Annotated in this window: 17 protein-coding genes and 4 pseudogenes; 3 read left to right on the top strand and 18 right to left on the bottom strand. The window is 61.0% G+C overall.

The window, feature by feature from the left end; translation table 11 throughout:
• Complete coding sequence (locus OGM67_00835; protein UYJ34923.1) at nucleotides 1-912, bottom strand: CPBP family intramembrane metalloprotease; 912 nt, start codon at nucleotides 910-912, stop codon at nucleotides 1-3.
• 379 nt (nucleotides 913-1,291) lie between these two features.
• Between OGM67_00835 and OGM67_00830 the strand changes: the two genes are divergently transcribed.
• A complete protein-coding gene (locus tag OGM67_00830; protein UYJ34922.1) occupies nucleotides 1,292-2,170 on the top strand; it encodes a LysR family transcriptional regulator in 879 nt (292 codons plus the stop codon).
• Between the two features lie 223 nt (nucleotides 2,171-2,393).
• Here OGM67_00830 and OGM67_00825 read toward each other — a convergent pair.
• From OGM67_00825 to OGM67_00815, 3 genes and pseudogenes are all read right to left on the bottom strand, one after another.
• Nucleotides 2,394-3,678 (bottom strand): annotated as a pseudogene (locus OGM67_00825) (NAD(P)-dependent oxidoreductase).
• Nucleotides 3,679-3,767: 89 nt separating this feature from the next.
• Nucleotides 3,768-4,505 carry a nucleotidyltransferase family protein gene (locus OGM67_00820; protein UYJ34921.1) on the bottom strand — a complete coding sequence of 246 codons (738 nt, stop codon included), beginning with the start codon at nucleotides 4,503-4,505 and terminating at the stop codon, nucleotides 3,768-3,770.
• Nucleotides 4,495-4,926: pseudogene (locus OGM67_00815) on the bottom strand (nucleotidyltransferase family protein). The gene OGM67_00820 and the pseudogene OGM67_00815 overlap by 11 nt, the downstream one beginning before the upstream one ends.
• A gap of 167 nt (nucleotides 4,927-5,093) precedes the next feature.
• Between OGM67_00815 and OGM67_00810 the strand changes: the two are divergent.
• Both OGM67_00810 and OGM67_00805 read left to right on the top strand, forming a co-directional pair.
• Nucleotides 5,094-6,301: pseudogene (locus tag OGM67_00810) on the top strand (acetate kinase).
• A 169-nt stretch (nucleotides 6,302-6,470) separates the two neighbouring features.
• Entirely contained in the window at nucleotides 6,471-6,650 is a 180-nt protein-coding gene (locus tag OGM67_00805) for a hypothetical protein (GenBank protein ID UYJ34920.1), read from the top strand.
• Nucleotides 6,651-6,854: 204 nt separating this feature from the next.
• On the opposite strand, the pseudogene OGM67_00800 reads toward OGM67_00805, so the two are convergent.
• The 14 genes and pseudogenes from OGM67_00800 to OGM67_00735 form a co-directional block, all read right to left on the bottom strand.
• Nucleotides 6,855-9,013: pseudogene (locus tag OGM67_00800) on the bottom strand (polyribonucleotide nucleotidyltransferase).
• 289 nt (nucleotides 9,014-9,302) lie between these two features.
• A complete protein-coding gene (rpsO, locus tag OGM67_00795; GenBank protein ID UYJ34919.1) occupies nucleotides 9,303-9,575 on the bottom strand; it encodes a 30S ribosomal protein S15 in 273 nt (90 codons plus the stop codon).
• Nucleotides 9,576-9,731: 156 nt separating this feature from the next.
• Nucleotides 9,732-10,667 (bottom strand): riboflavin biosynthesis protein RibF, encoded by a 936-nt coding sequence (locus OGM67_00790; protein ID UYJ34918.1) that lies wholly within the window; start codon nucleotides 10,665-10,667, stop codon nucleotides 9,732-9,734.
• 6 nt (nucleotides 10,668-10,673) lie between these two features.
• Nucleotides 10,674-10,829: a tRNA pseudouridine(55) synthase TruB gene (locus OGM67_00785; protein UYJ34917.1), complete on the bottom strand. Its 156-nt coding sequence runs from the start codon at nucleotides 10,827-10,829 to the stop codon at nucleotides 10,674-10,676.
• A complete protein-coding gene (truB, locus tag OGM67_00780) occupies nucleotides 10,786-11,541 on the bottom strand; it encodes a tRNA pseudouridine(55) synthase TruB (GenBank protein UYJ34916.1) in 756 nt (251 codons plus the stop codon). Before truB ends, OGM67_00785 begins: the two co-directional genes overlap by 44 nt.
• 202 nt (nucleotides 11,542-11,743) lie before the next feature.
• Nucleotides 11,744-12,730: a bifunctional oligoribonuclease/PAP phosphatase NrnA gene (locus OGM67_00775; GenBank protein UYJ34915.1), complete on the bottom strand. Its 987-nt coding sequence runs from the start codon at nucleotides 12,728-12,730 to the stop codon at nucleotides 11,744-11,746.
• Between the two features lie 30 nt (nucleotides 12,731-12,760).
• Nucleotides 12,761-13,126 carry a 30S ribosome-binding factor RbfA gene (gene rbfA, locus OGM67_00770; protein ID UYJ34914.1) on the bottom strand — a complete coding sequence of 122 codons (366 nt, stop codon included), beginning with the start codon at nucleotides 13,124-13,126 and terminating at the stop codon, nucleotides 12,761-12,763.
• A gap of 17 nt (nucleotides 13,127-13,143) precedes the next feature.
• The gene (gene infB, locus OGM67_00765; protein ID UYJ34913.1) at nucleotides 13,144-15,597 is read right to left on the bottom strand and encodes a translation initiation factor IF-2; all 2,454 of its coding nucleotides are present in this window, start codon (nucleotides 15,595-15,597) and stop codon (nucleotides 13,144-13,146) included.
• Between the two features lie 19 nt (nucleotides 15,598-15,616).
• Nucleotides 15,617-15,919, bottom strand: a complete 303-nt coding sequence (locus OGM67_00760; protein ID UYJ34912.1) for a 50S ribosomal protein L7ae — start codon at nucleotides 15,917-15,919, stop codon at nucleotides 15,617-15,619.
• Nucleotides 15,912-16,220 carry a YlxR family protein gene (locus OGM67_00755; GenBank protein ID UYJ34911.1) on the bottom strand — a complete coding sequence of 103 codons (309 nt, stop codon included), beginning with the start codon at nucleotides 16,218-16,220 and terminating at the stop codon, nucleotides 15,912-15,914. Before OGM67_00755 ends, OGM67_00760 begins: the two co-directional genes overlap by 8 nt.
• A 151-nt stretch (nucleotides 16,221-16,371) precedes the next feature.
• Complete coding sequence (gene nusA, locus OGM67_00750; protein UYJ34910.1) at nucleotides 16,372-17,445, bottom strand: transcription termination factor NusA; 1,074 nt, start codon at nucleotides 17,443-17,445, stop codon at nucleotides 16,372-16,374.
• 258 nt (nucleotides 17,446-17,703) lie between these two features.
• Nucleotides 17,704-18,201 carry a ribosome maturation factor RimP gene (locus OGM67_00745; protein ID UYJ34909.1) on the bottom strand — a complete coding sequence of 166 codons (498 nt, stop codon included), beginning with the start codon at nucleotides 18,199-18,201 and terminating at the stop codon, nucleotides 17,704-17,706.
• Between the two features lie 126 nt (nucleotides 18,202-18,327).
• Nucleotides 18,328-19,506, bottom strand: a complete 1,179-nt coding sequence (locus OGM67_00740; GenBank protein UYJ34908.1) for an acyltransferase — start codon at nucleotides 19,504-19,506, stop codon at nucleotides 18,328-18,330.
• Complete coding sequence (locus tag OGM67_00735; protein UYJ34907.1) at nucleotides 19,494-20,729, bottom strand: aminopeptidase; 1,236 nt, start codon at nucleotides 20,727-20,729, stop codon at nucleotides 19,494-19,496. Before OGM67_00735 ends, OGM67_00740 begins: the two co-directional genes overlap by 13 nt.
• Between the last annotated feature and the right edge of the window lie 189 nt (nucleotides 20,730-20,918).

Raw genomic sequence — 20,918 nt, 5'->3', positions numbered from 1 at the left:
TCAATGCACAAAAAACACCGCATATACAACCAGAAAGATCACAGCGGCGCTGTAGGCCGGGCTGGTGAACACCGCCAGCACATCCACGCCGGGGCGCAGACCGGCCGAAAAGCGAAAGCCCTGCTGCCGGGCGTTCCAGATCATCCAGCCACCGAACACCGGGAAAAAGAGCAGGATGAACAGCTCAACGCCGAAGGACAACTCCGCCGGGGCGTAATACCGCAGGTAGATCGTCAAAAACGCCAGCGTGTTGTTTGCAAGGTGCAGCAGCATACCCGGCAGGATGCTGCCCGACCGCTCGGTCAGCCAGCCCAGAAAGACCCCGCAGGCAAAGGCTGTCAGCCCCTGCGCCAGATCGAGATGCAGCAGACCGAAGAGCAGCGCCGGCGCAAAGATGGCCGCTGCGCTGCCGCAGGGGCGCATCAAGCCCTGAAACGCCCCGCGGAAGAGCAGCTCCTCGGCCACAGCGGGCATGATGCAGAGCGATATAAAGCAGACAAGCAGCTCGGGTCCACCGCTGGGCAGCAGCTCGCTCGTTGTCGGGTTGTCTGTGATATGGTTGATGAGCGCCCCGGCAAGGTTGGCAAGGTTGGCCACACCGAGAAAGACCGGCAGACAGAAGCCCGGGCTCCATGGGGCCGGCAGGGCGATGCGCAGATCCACCTGCCGCAGGCGGGTCAGCTTGAGCAGAAAGGCCAGCGTCAGGGCGATGGCCCCAATGCCGACCAGCAGCTGAAACAGCGCTGCGCTGACATCACTAAAGCCGAGGGGCTTTGCCAGACTGGCCCCCGGATGTGCCAGCCCCATAAGGGCGCTGACCAGCAGGGCCAGCAGGCTGCGCCCCAGCAGATATACAAGGGATGCCGCCGCACAAGCGCCCGCTGCGCCCCGCACCCCGCGTGATTTTGCCATGTGATTTTCCACCTTTACATTAAAGGCTTCCCCCTTGGGGGAAGCTGGCCGTGCAACGGCCTGATGAGGGGCCGGTCTGCCGCAGCCACCCATTCACGGTTTGCCGCGGGAAGGCCCACCCCTCATCCGCCCCTTCGGGGCACCTTCCCCCTTGGGGGAAGGCTTTATTAGTATCATACCACAAACCGGCCAATAAAAAAAGCCCCACCGGTGTGCGGGCCGGTGGGGCAAGGTCGGAGGGAGAGGAGTCTTTTTCATGTCTGCGTTGTGCGCCGCAGGCATTGACTTTCTGCTATCATAATAGTACATTATAGACATGAAGTAAAGCTATACTATTTCATACGAAGCATGAATTAAATTCACCACAGGAGATGTGATCATGACCCTGACCGACTGCCAGCTGCTGAGTATCGTGGCGCAGCTGGGTACCTTTGCCGCCGCAGCCGAACGGCTGCACATTACTCCCTCCGCCGTGAGCCATGCCGTGTCCGGCGTGGAGGCCGAGTGCGGCTTTCCGCTTTTCACCCGTACAAAAAGCGGCGTCACGCTGACCGCTGCCGCCGAGAACCTGATGCCCGCGATCCAGCAGATGCTGGCAAGCAGCGAATCGCTGGAGCAGTCCATTGCCCAGATCAACGGCATGCACAAGGGTGCGCTGCGGCTGGGGGTGTTCAACTCGGCCTGCGTGACATGGCTGCCGAAGATCGTGCCGGGCTTCCGCGCGGCATTCCCCGGCATTGATGTGCAGATCTATCAGGGCTCCTATGATGACATTACCGGCTGGCTGAAAACCGGCGCGGTAGAACTGGGTTTTCTGTCCAACTCCAGCGCCCGCGATCTGGATTTTGAGCCTCTCTACGATGACCGGCTCATCTGCCTTGCGCCGCCCGACTACAAGCCCCGCCGCCCCGGTGTTGTCCGGGCCGAGGAGCTGCGCGGCCGGCCCTTTGTCAGTCAGCAGTCCGATGTGGACGCCGACATCCAGAGCTATTTCAAAAAGAATGACCTGCATGTGTCGAGCCGCTGCTACATCGTGGACGACCAGAGCATGATCGCCATGGTAGCCTGCGGGCAGGGCCTTGCCCTGATGCCCGAGCTGATGTTCAAGGAGGGTGCCGCCAGCGCAGGGTGTCAAGTCCTGCAGTTGGAGCCGGCCGCCAAGCGCACCATCGGGCTGGCGTGCCTGTCGCGCGGGGTGCTCTCCCCCGCCGCGCGGGAGTTTGTGAAGCATGCAAGGGAGTTTGCAAGGAAAAGGTAAGCCGCGCGGTAGGGGCCGGGCACGCCCGGCCCGCTGGTTTACGGCACTCCCCTTTTACGGTTGATTTTGTAGGGAGGGGTAAAACACAAAGTTTCTCACCGCCGTAAACGGGCACGGCGGCCAGAGGGCTGGCCGCCCTACATGCGTCCCGGAAATATTTCATCGCGCAGTACAGCAAAACACCCCCGTGCCGTTAAATTGGCGCAGGGGTGTTTTTATTTACTTAGTTTCCCTCATCATACTCTGCCACAGGCACATTTGCGTACTCATCGGGCAGGTCGGGCGGCAGGGTCTGCATGTACTCGTGCATGGCCTCGGCCACATTTTTGCTGTAGGCCACGGCCTCGACCACAGTGCGGGCACCCTTGACGGCATCGCCGCTGGCGAAGATGCCGGGGATGCTGGTGCGGCCGACCTCATCGGTCTCAAACAGGCCGCGCGGGGGTCGTCTTGAGGTTCTTGGTGCTGTCGGTGATGGTGGTGCAGGGACCCTGACTGATCGAAACGATCACGCTGTCCGCCGGGTAGAGCTTTTCGGTGCCGGGCAGCTCGGTCAGGGTGCCGTCCTCGGCCTCGTTCAGGTCAATGAACACAACGCCCTTGTCGGTGATCTCAACAGGCTTTTTGTTGAAGATGAAGTTGACACCCTCCAGCTTGGCATAGCTGGCCTCATACTCACTGGCGGTGATCGTCTTTGAAAGCGAGAAGCACTCAAGATGCCGCGTGCCGTGGCGGATGGCGGTGCGGGCGACATCCATCGCCGCATTGCCCGCACCGATAACGATGACGCGGCTTCCCAGATGGTAGACATCGGGGTTTTGCAGGTAGTTGATGGCATAATGCACATTGCCGAGGCTCTCGGCCTTGATGTGCAGCGTGTTGGGACCGCCATACCCCGGTACCGATGAAGATAGCCTTGTAGCCGTCACGGAACAGATCCTCGATCTTGAGCGCCTTGCCCACATCGGTGTTGGGGCGGACCTTGATGCCCTTCAGCCGCAGATGGCGGTATTCAAAGTCGTCCAGCACCGTCCTTGGGCAGACGGAACTCGGGGATGCCGTAGCGCAGCACGCCGCCGATCTTATCGTGGCTCTCAAAGATCGTGACATCATACCCATAGCGCGCCAGAATGACCGCGATGGTCAGGACCCGCCGGGCCGGAGCCGATGATGGCAGCCTTTTTGCCGTTGGACGGCGCAGGGCCTTGCGTCATCTGACTGGCGTAGGTAGAGGAAAATATAGTTTTCAATGACCGAGAAATGGACCGGCGTGCCCTTGATGCCGCGCACACAATGTCCCTCGCACTGCTTTTCATGGTGCAGACCAGAGAGCAGACGGTGGTCAGGGGGGTTGTTTTCCAAACAGCATACGGCCGGCCTCGTCCAGCTTGTTATCCTTCAGCAGGCGGATGACCTCCGGGATTGGTGTGGATGGGGCACCCCTGCTGACAGCGGGGCACCTTACAGCCAAGGCAGTGGTTCGCTTCGTCCATTACATGCAGCGCCATGTTTTACTCCTTCATTTCGTACCTATTTTGCGCGTTAAAAATGCAACAATGTTGTATCACACGCATGTTTTCTCCATATCATGCTTATATTACCACCGGCTTAGCAGTAAACGCAAGCCCCATCGGCTGAATTTTTTCTCTGCATAATGACGAAAAATCCACAGCGCGCTATGCAGTCTGCCGATTTCAGCCGCCTGCGGGCTAGTTTGCACCAGCTCTGCCAGTGCCGTGCCCGCCGGCAGGGCGGCGCATTTCAGGCGCGGCAGCGCGATTTTTTTTGCGCCCAGCACATGCAGGTAGGGCGGCATTGGCAATTCTGCCGGAAACTGCAGCGCGGCGTCCAGCACAAGGCGGCGCAGCCGTGCATGGGGATAGCGCTTGGTTTTCAGCCGAGTGTAAAGGTCGTCCAGACCGTCTGCCTGGACGTACCGATGCTGCAAGGCGGTTCTCCAGCCCCTCACTGATACCGCGCAGCTGCGCAAAATTTCCGGCGGCTGCATCCGCAGCTGCGTCAGGACCGCCACCTCAAATTTTGCACTGTCGAGCAGCAGCCCCTCGGCAGCCGCCTTTGCGTAAAGCGCCGCTGCACCGGCGGGCACAAAGGCAGTCCATTCCGGCAGGGGCAGGCCGCGCAGGTAGCTGGCGCTGGCCATCGGCGTACCCCCATGCTCCCCTGCCCCGCCGCCGTGGGCCGCCCCCAGCCGGGGCAGCGCAAGGGGCGTCAGCGCAGCGCCCTGCGTCAGGATTGCCTTGCAATTCGATACCCAGAATGTTGTTCGGCGTGCGCAGCAGCGTCCCCATGCCGGGGCGCAGGGTCTCGGCAGCATCGGCCCGGGCGGCGGCATAGGTCATGCCGCTCGCAAGTTTTTTACGGATCAGCGCGTTTATCTCGCCGCTCAGCAGCAGCTGCGCTGCGTCCAGCAATGCGGCGGCATCGGGCGTTTCCGCACCGAAGGCCAGCGTATCGCAGCCCAACGCCGCCAGCAGATGCACCCCCGCCGCGGCGAATTGCTCCGCCGTGGCGCAGGCGTAGGGCGCGGGCAGCGCAATGACGATGTCGGCCCCTGCGCCCAGCGCGGCGCGCACCCGGACCGATTCCGGCAGGATGGGTACACCGCCCCGCTGCACAGCGCCGCTGCTCAGACAGACAGCCACGCAGTCGGCGCCCGCTGCCCTGACCGCCGCAAGCTGGGCTGCATGGCCGTTGTGAAAGGGGTCATATTCGGCTATGATGCCTGCAAATTTCATAGAAAAAATCTCCCGACAGATTGTTAAAAAAGTACTTTGCCCGTACTGTGCAAAAATTGTGCTATCTTGCAGAACTTGCGCTTGAAAATTCATATCTTCCATTATATAATAAAATCAACGATTGTGAAAGGGCAAATCTGCCCTGCCAAATTTAAGGAGGATATTCCATGAAAGTTCTGGTTATCAACTGCGGTTCTTCCAGCCTGAAGTACCAGCTGATCGACATGGAGGGCGAAAAGGTCCTGTGCAAAGGTCTGTGCGAGCGCATCGGCATGGAAAGCAGCATGATTACCCATGAGGCCAACGGCCATAAGGCAACCACGCCCGCCATCTTCCCCACCCATACCGAGGCCTTTACCGAGGTCGTGAAGAAGATGACCACCGGCGGGGGCAAGGTCATTGAGAGCGTTTCCGAGATCGACGCCATCGGCCACCGCGTGGTCCACGGCGGTGAGAAGTTCAAGGAGAGCTGCCTGATCACCCCCGAGGTCGTCAAGGCGATCCACGACCTGAGCCCGCTGGCTCCTCTGCACAACCCTGCCGCCATTCTGGGCATCGAGGCCTCCTACAAGGTCTTTGGCGAGGACAAGCCGAATGTTGCGGTCTTTGACACGGCTTTCCACTCCACCATGCCCCCGAAGGCTTATATGTACGCCATCCCCTATGAGTACTATGAGAAGTACGGCGTCCGCCGCTACGGCTTCCACGGCACCAGCCACAAGTATGTCAGCCACCGCGCTGCCGAGTTCCTTGAGGAGCCTATTGAGCGCCTGAAGCTGATCACCTGCCATCTGGGCAATGGTTCCTCCATCGCCGCTGTCGATCAGGGCAAGGTCATTGATACCTCGATGGGCATGACCCCGCTGGCCGGCCTGATGATGGGCACCCGCTGCGGCGATCTGGATCCCTCTGTGGTCAACTACCTGAAGTACAACCTCGAGATCACCGGCCACGAGCTGGACGAGATCCTGAACAAGAAGTCCGGCTGCTGGGTGTTTCCGGCGTGTCCAGCGACAAGCGCGATGTCGAGGAAGCCGCCATGAACGGCAACAAACGCGCACAGCTGGCCAGCGACATGCTGAACTACCAGATCAAAAAGACCATCGGCAGCTACATTGCCGCTATGGGCGGCGTGGACGCCATCGTCTTTACCGGCGGCATCGGCGAGCATGACGCCGACTCCCGCGCCAAGATCTGCCACCACATGGATTGGCTGGGCATCCGCATCGACACTGACAAGAACCGCGATGCACACAAGCAGAAGGAAGATGTCGTTGAGGTTACTGCCTGGGGTGCCCGTGTCCGCACCCTGATCATCGAGACCAACGAGGAGCTTATGATCGCCCGCGACACGAAGGAAGTCATTGAGAAGTAAGTCTTACTTTTCTTGAAAGAAAAGTAAGCAAAAGAACTTCAATATTTGTTCCCGGGAACGGGTTATGGCGAGAGGCTGTGGCATGGGGTTTGACCTTGTGCGACAGCCTCTTTTGTGGTATAATCGGCTTAATGAGGTCGTATATTTGAATTTCAGGAGGGTTGTCCGTATGAGCAGCAAGGTTTCAAAAGGCATTGCACTGCTTCTCTTTGGCATCCTGCTCTGCGCAGGCAGTGAGGAAATCAACGCCACGATTCTGTACAATTTCGGTGATTTCCCGTTTGCCGCGATAGGCGTCATTGTAGGGGCCGTGGGGCTGTATATGGTGTTCTCTGATAAAGCGGAGTAAGCGGCGCGGGCGGCATGTATGCCGCCCCTACAATGCTTTGCCGGGCGTTTGCGGCTATGCTGCGGGCCGGGCATGCCCGGCCCCTACAGTGCAAGCAAATTAAAAAGGGAGCCTGCCGATTCACGGCAGACTCCCTTTTCTTGTTTTATTTGTTTGGAATTTCTTCGGTTCCTTCTTTGCAAAGAAGGAACAAAACCCCCGTAATCACTGCTGGGCGGCCTCGGCGCGCTTCTTGGCGATGGCGGCGATGGCGTCCTTGCGGGACAGGTTGATGCGGCCCTGCTGGTCGATGTCGGTCACCATGACAAAGATGGGATCGCCAACGGCAACGACATCCTCAACATGCTCAACGCGGTGATCGTCCAGCTTGGAGATGTGGACCAGACCCTCCTTGCCGGGGGCAATCTCAACAAAGGCACCGAAGTTCATCAGACGGGTCACGCGGCCTTTGTAGATAGCACCGATCTCGGGGTCCTCGACAATGGTCTTGATGGTCGCAATAGCGCGCTTGGCATCGTCCTGATCGACAGCGGAGATAAAGACATGGCCGTCCTCCTCAATGTCAATCTTGCAGTTGAAGTTCGCGCACATTTCCTGAATGACCTTGCCGCCCTTGCCGATGACATCCTTGATCTTGTCAACGGGGATCATCATGCTGAACATCTTGGGCGCATACTTGGACAGCTCGGCGCGCGGCTCGGCAATGACCGGCTTGATGATCTGGTCAAGGATGTACAGGCGGCCCTTGCGGCACTTCTCGAGGGCTTCCTCAACGATCTCATAGGTCAGACCGTCGACCTTAATATCCATCTGGATGGCCGTGATGCCGCGGCGGGTGCCGCCGACCTAAAGTCCATATCGCCGTGGAAGTCCTCCACACCCTGAATGTCGAGCATCGTCATCCAACGGCCGCCGTGCAGCGGGTCACCATCGGTGATAAGGCCGCAGGAGATACCGGCAACGGGTGCCTTGATGGGCACGCCGGCATCCATCAGTGCCAGCGTGGAGCCGCAGATGGAGGCCTGAGAGGTGGAGCCGTTGGAGGACAGAACCTCGGAGACGCAGCGGATCGTGTAGGGGAACTCGGCCTGATCGGGCAGTACGGGGATCAGGGCGCGCTCGGCAAGGTTGCCGTGGCCGATCTCGCGGCGGCCGGGGCTGCGGGGTGCGCGGGCCTCGCCGACAGAGTACGGCGGGAAGTTGTAGTGGTGGATATAGCGCTTGTACGGCGTGTCGGACAGGTCATCCATCAGCTGGGCGTCCTTGGTGGAGCCAAGGGTGCAGATGGTCAGCACCTGCGTCTGGCCGCGGGTGAACATGCCGGAGCCGTGGACGCGGGGCAGCAGGCCGACTTCAGCGGCCAGCGGGCGGATCTCATTGATGCCGCGGCCGTCCACGCGCTTGCCGTCCTCGAGCAGCCAAGTGCGGACGACCTTCTTCTGCAGCTTGTAGCTGATCAGGTCAAGGTCGGCGGCGGTCAGCTCGGGGTGCTCGGCAGCGATGGCGTCCATGATGGGCAGCATAGCGGCATCGCGGACATTCTTGTCATCGGTGTTTCATGCATTCTTGACTTCATCAAGGTGCTTGGCATAGACATCGGCCAGCAGGGCATGATCCAGCTCCACGGGGGTAAAGCTCTTCTTCGGCTTGCCGATCTCGGCCACAATGCCGTTGATGAAGGCGAGCATCTTCTTGATTTCCTCATGACCGGCACGGATGGCGCGCATCATGGTCTCCTCATCGACCTCGTTGGCACCGGCCTCGATCATGACGATCTTTTCCTCGCTGGCAGCAAGGGTCAGGGAGAGGTCGCTGTGCTCGCGCTGCTCCTTGGTGGGGTTCAGCACGATCTCACCGTCCACCAGACCGACAAAGACACCTGCAATGGGGCCGTTCCACGGAATGTCAGACATGGCGATGGCCAGAGAGGCGCCGTTCATGCCGGAGATCTCTGCGGAGCAGTCGGGGTCAAGGCTCATGACAGTCATCGTGACGCAGACATCGTTGCGCATGTCCTTCGGGAACAGCGGGCGGATCGGACGATCGACCACGCGGGAGGAGAGGATGGCATGCTCGCCGGGGCGGCCTTCGCGGCGCATAAAGCTGCCGGGGATGCGGCCTGCGGCGTAGAGCTTTTCCTCAAACTCAACGCTCAGTGGGAAGAAATCAACGCCGTCACGCGGCTTGTCACTCATCGTGACATTGCACAGCACGCAGGTCTCGCCGTAGCGGATCATCGCGCTGCCGTTGGACAGACCGCACATTTTGCCGGTCTCGACCACAAAGGGGCGGCCCGCAAAGGTCGTCTCGAACTTGCGGTACTTGGGGAAGGTTTCCAGTCTGGATGCGAATTCGTAAGCCATAGGGATTCTCCTTCTTTGGTAGATTTTTACTTTCAGCCTCTCCCCTGCCCCAATCTTGTACAATAAAGCCAGCAGCCAGACCGTATTGTCTGGGTGCTCGATTTACTGCACAAAATGGCGGCGGGGCGGCTGTAAAATACAGGTGCAGTGGGGTTTCAGGTGTGCATTGCCGGAAACAGGCACAGGCGGATATGGAATCCGCCCCTACAACCGTCCGCGAAATGGGCGGCTGCGCACTTATAAAAAAAGCAGGCAGAGTGCAAATGCACCCTGCCCGTTTTTGCGAAAATTACTTACGCAGACCCAGCTCAGCGATCAGGGCACGGTAACGGTTGATGTCCTTCTTCTGCAGATAGGCCAGCAGATTGCGGCGGCGGCCGACCATCTTGAACAGGCCGCGGCGGCTGTGGTTGTCATGCTTGTTGGTCTTCAGATGCTCGGTCAGGTGGTTGATACGAGCGGTCAGCAGAGCAACCTGGACCTCCGGAGAACCGGTGTCACCCTCATGGATGGCTGCCTTAGCGATGATGGGCTGCTTGTCGATAGCGGATTTCTGGCTCATTGGTAAATACCTCTTTCTGAAAAATATATCGGCCGTTGGCGCAGTAAGGGGTAGTTGGAACCGTTGAGGCATACGCCCCATACCGGGCCGCGGTAACATTGATTAGTATAGCACAGCTCCGGCAGAAATACAAGGGCTGTGCCGCTCATTTTGCAATTATTTTGTTGCTTTTTCCCCGGCAAAGTAGGCTTTGCTCTCGTCGGCGGCGCGGTGGATGAGGGCCGCCAGCTCCTCAAGGGAGTTGAACTTGCGGACCGGGCAGTAATACTTGTGAAATTCCAGCACCGGTGCCCGGCCGTAGATGTCCCCCGCATAATCCGGCACGAATGTCTCACAGGTCACAGCGGCGTCCGCGCTGCTGTCCACCGTGGGGCGCTTGCCGATGCCGGTTGCCGCAGGCCGCCACTGCCCGTCCAGAAAGATGCGGGTCAGATAGACGCCCGCGCAGGGCTGCAGCGCCGCAGCGGGGTAATTCTGGTTCAGCGTCGGCGTACCCAGCAGGCCGCCGCCGATGCCCTTGCCGTGAACAACAGGCCAGTCGATGGCATAGGGCTCGCCGAGCATCGCGTTGGCGTCCGCCAGACGGCCCTCCTCCAACGCGGCGCGGATACGGGTCGAGGATACTGTCTGACCGTTGTACTGCGCCATCGGTACAATGTGGACGCCGATGCCCAACGGCTTGCAGAGTTCCCGCAGCCGCTCGACATTGCCGGCCGCCCGCGCGCCGAAGGTAAAGTTATCGCCGCAGAAAAGCTCTCTCGCCGCAAAGCAGTCAACAAGCACCTTCTGCACAAAATCCTCCGGCGACAGGCTGCGGAACGCATCAAAGGGTGCCTCCTGATATTCCTCGATGCCCAGCCCCGCGATGCGGGCGTGCTTTTGCGCCAGCGAGAGGATGCGCCCGCCCTTCAGGGTGCTGCTGTCGGGCAGCTCAAAGGTAAACGCGGCGGCAGTCAGGCCCTTTTCTGCGGCACAGGCCGCAGCCGCGCCCAGCACGGCGCGGTGGCCGCAGTGGACGCCGTCAAAATAGCCGAGCGCCACGGCACTGCCCTGCGGGGCGTGGATGGGCGTCAGGCTCTGGTAGATCTGCATTGGCTGTCAGCCCCTTTCGCAAAATAGTTTTTCGACCTTCAGCACACCGCCTTCAACGCTGGCCAGCCCCAGAAAAGCGCCGCTTTCCTCATAGACGCGGTAGCGGCCGTCAGCAGCCTTATAGTGGCTGGTAGGGCAGCCGTTGAGCAGGTGTGCCTTCACGCCCTCGTTGACATGCAGCGCGGGCAGCGGCGCAAAGACGGTCTCGATCGGCAGTACCCAGCCGTTGGTTTCGAGTTCCCCGCTCTCGGCGGCGGCTAAAAATTTGCGGCAGCGTGTGGCACTGCTTCAGCGAAAACACACCCGCCTGTGTGCGGCGCAGCGCCGACAGGGTCGCAGGTACGCCGAGGGCGGCGCCGATCTCCTCAGCCAGCACACGGATGTAGGTGCCCTTGGAGCAGGCTACCCGGATCGTGTACTCATCCTGTGCGGGGCTGCCGAGATATTCAATGTCGTAAATCGTGATGGGGCGGGGCGTGCGCTCCACAGTCTGGCCCTTGCGGGCAGCCTTATACAGCGGCTGGCCGTTGATTTTCACCGCGCTGTACATCGGCGGCAGCTGCATCCGGTCCCCGCGGAACTGCGGCAGCACAGCGCACAGCTCCTGCGCGCCGACCGTGACAGGGGCTGTTTCCAGCGTTTCGCCGGTCACATCGCCGGTATCGGTGCGCAGTCCCAGACGCAGCGTTGCTTCGTAGGTTTTATCATGGTCAAGCTGGCGGTCGGCGGCCGCAGTCGCCTTGCCGATAAACACCGCGAGCACACCGGTGGCCATGGGGTCCAGTGTGCCCGAGTGTCCCAGCTTGCGTGTGCCCAGTGCGCCGCGCAGCTTGGCCAGCACATCAAAGCTGGTCCAGCCTGCGGGCTTATTCACGGGCAGAATGCCGTTTGGCGTTTGCATAGCAGGGTTCCTTTTCTGTTGTCAGGTTTTAAAAGGCTTCCCCTCAGGGATGGGGAGCCGTCACCAAAGGTGACTGGGGAGGGGCAAGTCTGCCGTTGCAGACCGTTTACGGGTTGTTGCGGGCAGGTTTGCCCCTCATCCGACCTTGCTTTTTCTCCCCCAATGTGGGAAGGCTTTATTGCGGTTCTTTTTCCGCGTCGGCGCGGTCCAGTTCCTTTTTAACTTCCTCGAGGATCGCGTGCTTGGCATTGTCCGGGTTGCCGCTGATCTCGCAGCCTGCAGCGCGGGGATGCCCGCCGCCGCCCAGACGGCGTGCGATGTTGCAGGCGTTGGTGTTATGGCCGGTGCGCACGCTGATCTTGAAGCTGCCGTCCTTCTGCTGGCGCAGGGTCAGGCCGACCTCGACACCCTCGATGGAGCGGGGCAGGCTGGTCATATCCTCCAGCTCGGCACCGGCCACGCCGGCCGCCTGGATCTGATCCCATGTCAGGCAGATCAGGGCGCAGCGGTCATCGTAGTAGAACTCCAGACTTTCCAGCGCCATGCGCTCCGCGATAACGCGGGCGTGGGAGCGGCTCTCGAACAGTCGTTCGTTGAGCATCTCCACATCGGCACCGGCCTCGATCAGGTCGGCCGCCGCGCGGTGGGTCGCCGCCGTTGTGTTGCTGAACCGGAAGCACCCGGTATCGGTCGCCACGCCCGTGTACAGGCAGGAGGCGATCTCCGGCGTGATCTTAGCGCCCATCTCGGGAATGAGCGTTGTAAGCAGTTCGGCCGCAGCCGCTGCGCCATCGTCCACCAGTGTCTCGTAGGCGTAGCCGCTGTTGGAGCCATGGTGGTCGATGCACAGATCGACATGCTCTGCATATTCCTGAATGTTGTTGCGTTCCCCGAAGAGCTGGATGCCGGCCACATCCACCGCCACCACAAAGGCAGGGCGGAAGCTGCCGTCAAACACCGTGATGGGCATGTAGCTGTACATGGCAGGGATCGGGTCGCTGCACAGCACAGCTGCATTTTTGCCCAACTGCTGCAGGGCAAGGCAGAGCGCCGTGCCCGAGCCGATAGTGTCACCGTCAGGGTTTTTGTGGCAAAGGATCAGGATGTCATCTGCAGCAAGCAGACGCGAAACCACGGTCCCGCGATCCACATTCTGAGTCATAGGTTCCTCTTTTCTAACCGGGTACAGGGTTTACTCTGCGTCAGAGTCGGACTCGATGTCCAGCTCACCCAGCAGTTGGTTGATGTGCGCGGCGTAGGCTGCGCCCTCATCTTTAACGAACACAAAGCGCGGTGCTTTGCGGATGTGCATCCGGCGGCTCACCTCGGTGCGGACATGGCCGGAGGCCTTGTTCAGCGCCTTGACGACCGGCTCCGGGCCGCCCTCACGGCCCATGACGCTGATGTAGACCTTGGCCTGATCGAGGTCAGGGGTCACATCCAGACGGGTCACGGTCAAAAGACCGCCCGTCACGCGGGGATCCTTCATCTCGCCGATGATGGCGATGATTTCACGCTTCATATCCTGGGCCATACGGCCGTGGTTTTTGGTTGGCATTTACTTTACCTCTGCAATCAATCGCGGTACTCTTCCATCTTGAAGCACTCAAAGACATCGCCTTCCTTGATGTCCTGGAACTTGGCCAGGGTGATGCCGCACTCAAAGCCCGCGGCAACCTCCTTGGCATCGTCCTTGAAGCGCTTCAGGCTGGCGATGGAATCCTCGCAGATGACGATGCCGTCACGCACCAGACGCAGCTGGGCATCGCGGGTGATCTTGCCATCGGTGACACGGCAGCCGGCAACGGTGCCGACGCTGGAGATCTTGTAGACCTGACGGACCTGTGCCTCGCCCAGTGCGACCTCACGGACCTTCGGGGCCAGCATACCCTTCATAGCGTCGGAGACATCGTTGATGGCATCGTAGATGACGCGGTACATACGCATCTCAACGCCGGTCTGCTCGGCCTCGGCCTTGGCGACGGCGTCGGGACGGACATTGAAGCCGATGATGATGGCGTTGGACGCATCGGCCAGAGAGACGTCAGACTTGGAGATGGCACCGACACCCGCATGGATGACGCGGACGCGGACCTCGTCGTTGGAGATCTTCTCGAGGCTCTGCTTGACAGCCTCGGCGGAGCCCTGCACATCAGCCTTGACGATGATGGGCAGCTCCTTCATATCGTTGGCGGCCATCTGGTCGAACAGGTTATCCAGCGTGACCTTGGTGTAGGCAGCAAACTGCTTCTCCTTGGCCTCGGTGGTACGCTTATCGGCCAGCTCGCGGGCCAGACGCTCGTCCTCGACAGCCTCGAACAGCTCGCCGGCCTCGGGGACCTCGGTCAGGCCGGTGATCTCCACGGGGGTGGAGGGGCCGGCCTCTGTGATTTCCTGACCCTTATCGTTGCGCATGGTACGCACGCGGCCGACAGCAGTGCCGGCGATCAGGCAGTCGCCCTTATGCAGGGTACCGTTCTGGACCAGCAGCGTTGCGATGGGGCCCTGTCCTTTGTCCAGACGGGCCTCGACAACAGCGCCCTTGCCGCGGCGGCTCGGGTTGGCCTTCAGCTCCATGACCTCGGCCTCGAGAGCGATACGCTCGAGCAGGTCGGAAATGCCCATGCCGGTGACGGCGGACACAGGGATGCAGGCGACGTCGCCGCCCCAGTCCTCGGGCACGATCTCGTACTTGGTCAGCTGCTCCTTGACGCGCTCGGGGTTGGCGGTGGGCTTATCCATCTTGTTGATGGCAACGATCAGCTTGACATTGGCAGCCTTGGCATGGTTGATGGACTCGATGGTCTGGGGCATGATGCCGTCATCAGCGGCAACGACCAGCACAGCAATGTCGGTCATGTTCGCGCCGCGGGCACGCATCGAGGTGAACGCCTCGTGGCCGGGGGTGTCGAGGAAGGTAATGACGCTGTCATTGCTCTTGACCTGATACGCACCGATGGCCTGCGTGATGCCGCCGGCCTCACCCTTGGTGACATTGGTCTTGCGGATGGCGTCCAGAATGGAGGTCTTGCCGTGGTCAACATGGCCCATGACAACGACAACGGGGGGACGCTCGACCAGATCGGCGGCGTTGTCCTCCTCCTGCACAAACAGGCGCTCCTCGATGGAGACATGGACCTCATGCTCGACCTTGGCGTGGAACTCCTCGGCAATCAGGGCGGCGGTGTCGAAGTCAACGACATCAGAGATGGCGTGCATCTCGCCCATCTGCATGAATTTGGCCACGACCTTGGCAGCGCTCTGCTTCAGGCGGGTAGCCAGCTCACCGACGGTGATCTCATCGGGGATGGAGATCTTGAGCTGGGCATTGCGGGCCTTCTCCAGCTGGATGCGCTGCAGGCGCTCGGCCTCGGTCTCACGGCGGCGGCCGAACTGCTGGCCGCGGCGGTTGTTGCGGTTGTTGAACTTTTCCTTCTTGCCGGTGGGCTGGTTCTTGCGCTTGCTGGGCATGTTGCGGCTGTCGGCCAGATCGTCATAGCGGGCGTTGAACTTATCCACATTGACATCCACGGTGCGGGTATCCACAGAGACCTGCGCGCGGTTGACCTGCACCTGCTCCGTCTTGACAGGCTCCTTGATGCCGGTATCGGCGGCCAGCTCCTGCAGGGTGACGCGCTTTTCATTGCGCTTCTCGGCCTGCTTTTCGGGCTTGCGGATTTCCTTCTTCGGCTCCTGCTTGGCTTCGGGCTTGGCAGCTGCCTTGGGCTGCTCCGCCTTAACGGCGGGCTTGTCGGCCTTCTTGGGCTCGGCCTTCTTGGGCTCAGGCTTCTTCTGCTCGGGCTTCGGGGCGGGCTTAGCCTCCTCCTTGCCGCTGGCAAGGTAGGCGTCCAAGCTTGCCTCGGCATTCTCGCGGGTCAGGGTCTCCAGCAGGACATTCAGCTCTTTTTCCTCAAAAGTGCCGCCGGTCTTATAGGCTTCGCCGGTCACGCCGGTCACGGTCTCGATGACCTTTTTGGCGGGCACGCCGAACTCCTTGGCAACATCAGCGATCTTATATTTAAAGTCCATATAGTGTGGTCCTCCTCTATCAAAGGTATTTTGCGCACAGCTGTGCAAGGTGTTCGTCAGTCACGCCGAACACGGCGGCGGGCTTGGGGGTAAGCATGGCCAGATCTGCGCTGGTCAGGGGCATCTGCTCGCAGGCAACAATGTCCTCGCAGGCGTCCTTCATGTGGCTGACGGTGCGTTCGCTGGCGTCTGAGGTCAGCAGCACAAGGGCCACCTTGCCGCGCAGTGCATTTTCCTGTACGCGGTCATACCCGTGCAGCAGCTTGCCGGCCTTGCGGCACAGCCCCAGCGCACCCAGCAGCGGGTGCTGATCGTTATTCATCGCTCGCCGCCTCCTTTGCGCTTTGCTCCGCACAGGCGATCTCCTCCGTCAGGCGCTCATAAATGCCGTCCGGGATGGGGACCTCAAATGTGCGTTCCAGCCGCTTTGCCTTGCGTGCTTTGGCAAGGCATGCGGCCGAGGGGCACAGATACGCACCGCGCCCCGGTGCTTTGCCGCGCAGATCAATGCTGATCTCGCCCTCCGGGCTGCGCACCACGCGCACCAGTTCACGCTTGGGGCGCTGGGCATTACAGCCCACACAACGGCGCACGGGGATTTTTTTCTGCTTTTGCTGCTGCAACTAGCCGACCTCATTTCTAGATAATAGATAAAAGATAAGAAATATGGTGTTCCGCGGCGCTGCGCACCGCTCAAAATTTTGTTTTTGCCCTGCGGGCAAAACCTCCACACTTTTTATTATCTATTATCTTTTATCTCTTATCTCTTTGTATTTATTCCTCATCCTCGCCGTAGTAGCCGGACTCGGGGCGGATATCAATATTGTAGCCGGTCAGGTGGGCGCACAGACGCACATTCTGACCCTTGTTGCCGATGGCAAGGCTCAGCTGCTGGTCGGGAACCGTAACACGGCAGCTCTTGGTCTCGCCGGGCAGCAGCTCGACCTTGACGACCTTGGCCGGGCTCAGGGCGGCGGAGATGAACTCGGCAATATCCTCGCTCCAGCGGATGACATCGATCTTCTCGCCGTTCAGCTCCTGCACGATCTTCTCCACGCGGACGCCGCGGGCACCGATGCAGGCGCCGACGGGATCGACATCGGGGTTCTTGCTCCAGACGGCCAGCTTGGTGCGGGCACCGGCCTCGCGGGCGATGGCCTTGACCTCAACGGTACCGTCATAGATCTCGGGGACCTCCAGCTCAAACATCCGCTTGACAAGGCCGGGATGGGTGCGGCTGATGGTGACGCGGGGGCCGCGGTCCGTTGCCAGAACATCCACGACATAGACCTGCACGGTCTGCCCCTCGGTGAAGGTCTCGCCGGGGACCTGCTCATTGCGGGGCAGCACGGCGGAGCCGCCCTTGCCCAGATCCAGCACAATGTTGCCGCGTTCGGGGTCAATGGAGACAACAGTGGCGGCGATCAGCTCATGTGCGCGGGACTGCATCTCGCTGCACTGCAGGTTGCGCTCGCCCTCGCGCAGACCCTGACGGATGACATGCTTTGCCGTCTGGGCGGCAATGCGGCCGAACTCCTTGGTCTTGAGGGGGGTGACCATGCGCTGGCCGACCTTGTAGCTCTTGCGGACCTTCTGGGCATCCTCCAGACTGACCTGCGTGTGGGGGTTCTCGACCTCCTCCACGATGTCGCGCAGCAGGCTTGCGCGGAAGGCGCCTACCTCGGGGTCAATGTCAACGACAACATTGTCATCCTCGACCTCATAGTCCTTCTTGACGGCGATGACGATGGCTGCCTTGATCTTGTCGATCAGGTAGTCCTCAGGCAGGCCGCGCTCCTTTTCCAGTGCGGAAAGAGCCTCAAAGAATTCGTTGTTCGCAGTAGCCATGTTTCTGGTTTCCTCCCAATTATATTTCAAGTACACACAATACAGTATTATTCTTGCCTTCCCCTGCGGGGCTGCGCCCGCAGGCGCGTGTCGGAGCGCAACCGCCGTAGGCGGCTCTTAGCGCGTAGACTGAAGGTGGCGCGCAGCGCCGGATGAGGGGCGATGCTACCGCTATTACCCGTTCATGGGTAGCTGCGGCAAGTCTGCCCCTCATCAGTCCGCTTCGCGGACAGCTTCCCCCTCAGGGGAAGCCTTTTATCAGTCGAACAGATCCTCGTCATCGCAGAGCTTGACATAGCCCGCGCTCTTGAGCGGGAAGGTAAAGCTTTCTTCCCCGTCCGTCAGGGTCACATTGCCATCGGCGTCCAGTCCCTGCAGCAGGCCCGCATAGTCGCGGCGGCCCTGCGCGTCAGGGCGGATCAGGCGGACAGCGCACTTCTGCCCCTTGAGCTGCTCATAATGCTCGGGGCGGGTCAGGCGGCGGCCCATGCCCGGGCTGCCGACCTCAAGGTAGTAGCTCTGGTCAATGGGGTCGGCCTCGTCCAGCAGCGGATCGATGGCGTGGGAGACCTCCGCGCAGGTGTCGGTATCCATCGGCTCATCGCGGTCGATCAGCACGCGCAGGAACCAGTCCGGGCCTTCCTTCTCAAAGCGGACATCCCACAGGCGCAGGCCCATAGCCTCGACCACGGGGCGGACCAGCGCCTCCACGACCTTGACCGCACTGCCCTGCTGCGGTTTACCGGGTTTTGCCATATAAATGCTCCTATCATAAAAAGAAAGCGGACCTTGCGGCCCACTTTCAGTAAAATCATCATCGAACAATATGACTATACCACATCCCCGCGCAAAAAGCAAGCCCCCGCCGGGCAGAATTACCTTTCAGCGGGCTTTTTCAGCGCGCATTTTTTGCGCAGTTTGGTGCAGTGCGCTCGCAGCGGGCTTTTCGAGCAGGAAATACGCCGCCGCGCCAACGGTCAGGGCGGCGGCCCAGTACAACATATCGGCACGGTGCATCCAGACCTTATCCCCCAGCTGGTTGGGCGGGGTCACACCCTGCCAGGCGGGCAGATGCAGGTCATACTTCAAAAATACCGCCAGCATCTGATGCCAGAGGTAAAAGCTGTAGGTCAGCGCCGCCAGCCCGCGCAGCAGCCGCCGTGCCGGGGCGGGCAGCGTCAGCCCCAAACCGAAACCGACCACGACCGCTGCAGCCGCAATGACCAGCGGCATACGGTTCACAAGCTGAAAGCGCTGATACTCTGCTGCCGCAGCCTGCGCGTGCATCAGGGCATTGAGCCGGACAAGCGCCGCCGCGCCCAGCACCGTGCAGCCCGCGCGCAGCAGAAAATGCTGTGTCCAGCCGCCGCGCGCCAGCCTTGCAAAGACGAGCGCCGCCGCCATGCCGACCGCCAGCACCCCGCAGAACGCCGGGAACTGGTTGAAAAGCCTTGGGTACGCATAGCCACCGTACTGGGGCAATGTCCAGAGCGAGTAGACGAGCTGTACGCCGCAGAGCGCCCCCAGCACCGGCAGCGGATGCCGTGCGCAGAGCGGTGCAAGCAGCGGGAACACCAGATAAAACAGTGCAAACACCGTCAGCGTCCAGCTGACCGCATTGAGCTGCGTACCAATGTAGCACGCCGGGAAAAGCTGCTGGGTCAGCGTCAGATGTGTGAATAGGTCAACTGCCAGTGCCCTGCTCCACCCGCTGCGATACACTGCCAGCGCCAGACTGAACAGCAGGCTGGCATAGTAGGCCGGCAGCAGCCGCGCGGCGCGGCGGCGGTAAAACTCCGCCGGGCGGGTCTGCGGCAGCGGTCTGCCCTGCGCTGCCGCGTTGGCCCACGGCAGGAACAGGCAGAACGCCGACAGCATAACGAGGAAGTCCACCCCAACGCTGCCCGCCCGCAGCCAATGCTCCGCAGCGGGGCGGCTGTACCAGCTTTGCTGCCATATGTGGAACGCCCCCACGGCCCACGCCGCCAGCACCCGCAAAAAATCGGCAGATGCCGGGCGGTCACAGTCGATCGGTGCCGGGGTGCGGCTTAGAACGCCCATTCGCCGTTTTCAAAAATCGTGATCTCCTCGCCGCTCTTGGTCACGCCAACGACATGGGTGTCGGGCGCGCCGACCATGACATCCTCATGGATGGCGGAGCTGTTCAGGCCCTTTGCCAGCAGCTCGTCCCGGCTCATGGCGGAGCCGCCCTTGATGTTGGTCGGGTAGCCATCGCCGAAGGCAATGTGGCAGGCGGCGTTTTCGTCGAACAGGGTGTTATAGAACAGAACACCGCTGCGGTTGATGGGGCTGGACGCGGGCACCAGTGCAATCTCGCCGATGCGGTTGGCGTTTTCATCGGTGGTAAGCAGCTCGGCCAGCAGCTCGGCGTTCTTCTCAGCGCCATGCTCCACGACCTTGCCGTTTTGGAAGGTGACATGCCAGCCCTCGATCAGCTGGCCGTTGTAAGCGTAGGGCTTGGTGCCGTAGACGCGGCCGTCAACGCGGTCGCGGTGGGGTGCGCAGAACACCTCCTCGGTGGGGACATTGGCGATGAACTCGATGCCGCCCTCCGTCTTGCTGGACGCGCCCTCCCAGATGGCGTTCTCGGCCAGACCCACGGTCAGATCTGTGCCGTTAGCGCTCGTCATGCGAATACGGTCGAGGTTCAGCTCATTCATCCGGTCGCGGCGAGCCTTGGTGCGGGCAACATGCTCCTTCCATGCGGTTACGGGGTCACCGGTCGATACGCGGCAGACATCAAAAATCAGCGCCCACAGCTTCTCAACAGCCTCCTCAAGCGGCAGGTCCGGGAACACCTTGGCAGCCCAGCCCGGGGCGGGCACGGCGGCCACACACCACTGCACGCGGTCATTCATCGTGTAGGCCTGCCAGGGCTTCATAAAGGTGCGGCGGGCGAGGTTGACGCGGTTCAGCTTGCCCGCATCCAGCCCGGCCAGTGCCTCGGGGTCTGCGGCATGGATGGCCAGCGTGCAGCAGCCGTCCGGGTCCTCGGCATAGTCGAGGTAGCTGCGCAGCTCGTAGGGCTTCATGGCGCACAGGTCGCTCTCAGCGGCCATTTCCATCTGCAGGCGGGTCAGCTTGTCGTCCTCCCAGCGGACCACAACGGTCTTGGCACCGGCCTCGTAGCCTGCGCGGACACAGGCGTGGGCAAAGTCCGGCATCGTGACCGGGCAGCGAACAATGAAATTCTGGCGCGGGCGCACATTGACGCCCACCTTGACGATAAAATCAGCGTAGAGCTGGAGATAGTGTTGGTTCATTGCGAGTGGCTCCTTTTATAATGTATTTGGTTGTATTGTACCATAAAGTGGGCGGTAATGGCAAGGCTGCGTGCCTTCCCCCGAGGGGGAAGGTGGCCGAGGCCCCGCCCGAGGTCGGATGAGGGGCGGCCCTCCGGGGGTTGCCCGTTCACTGACTGCCGCAGCGGACCTTGCCCTCATCAGTCAGCG

Source organism: Oscillospiraceae bacterium, assembly GCA_025757985.1.
Taxonomy (GTDB): domain Bacteria; phylum Bacillota; class Clostridia; order Oscillospirales; family Ruminococcaceae; genus Gemmiger.
Note: the sequence above shows the minus strand (reverse complement) of the source record. Positions and strands in the feature narration are given on the sequence as shown.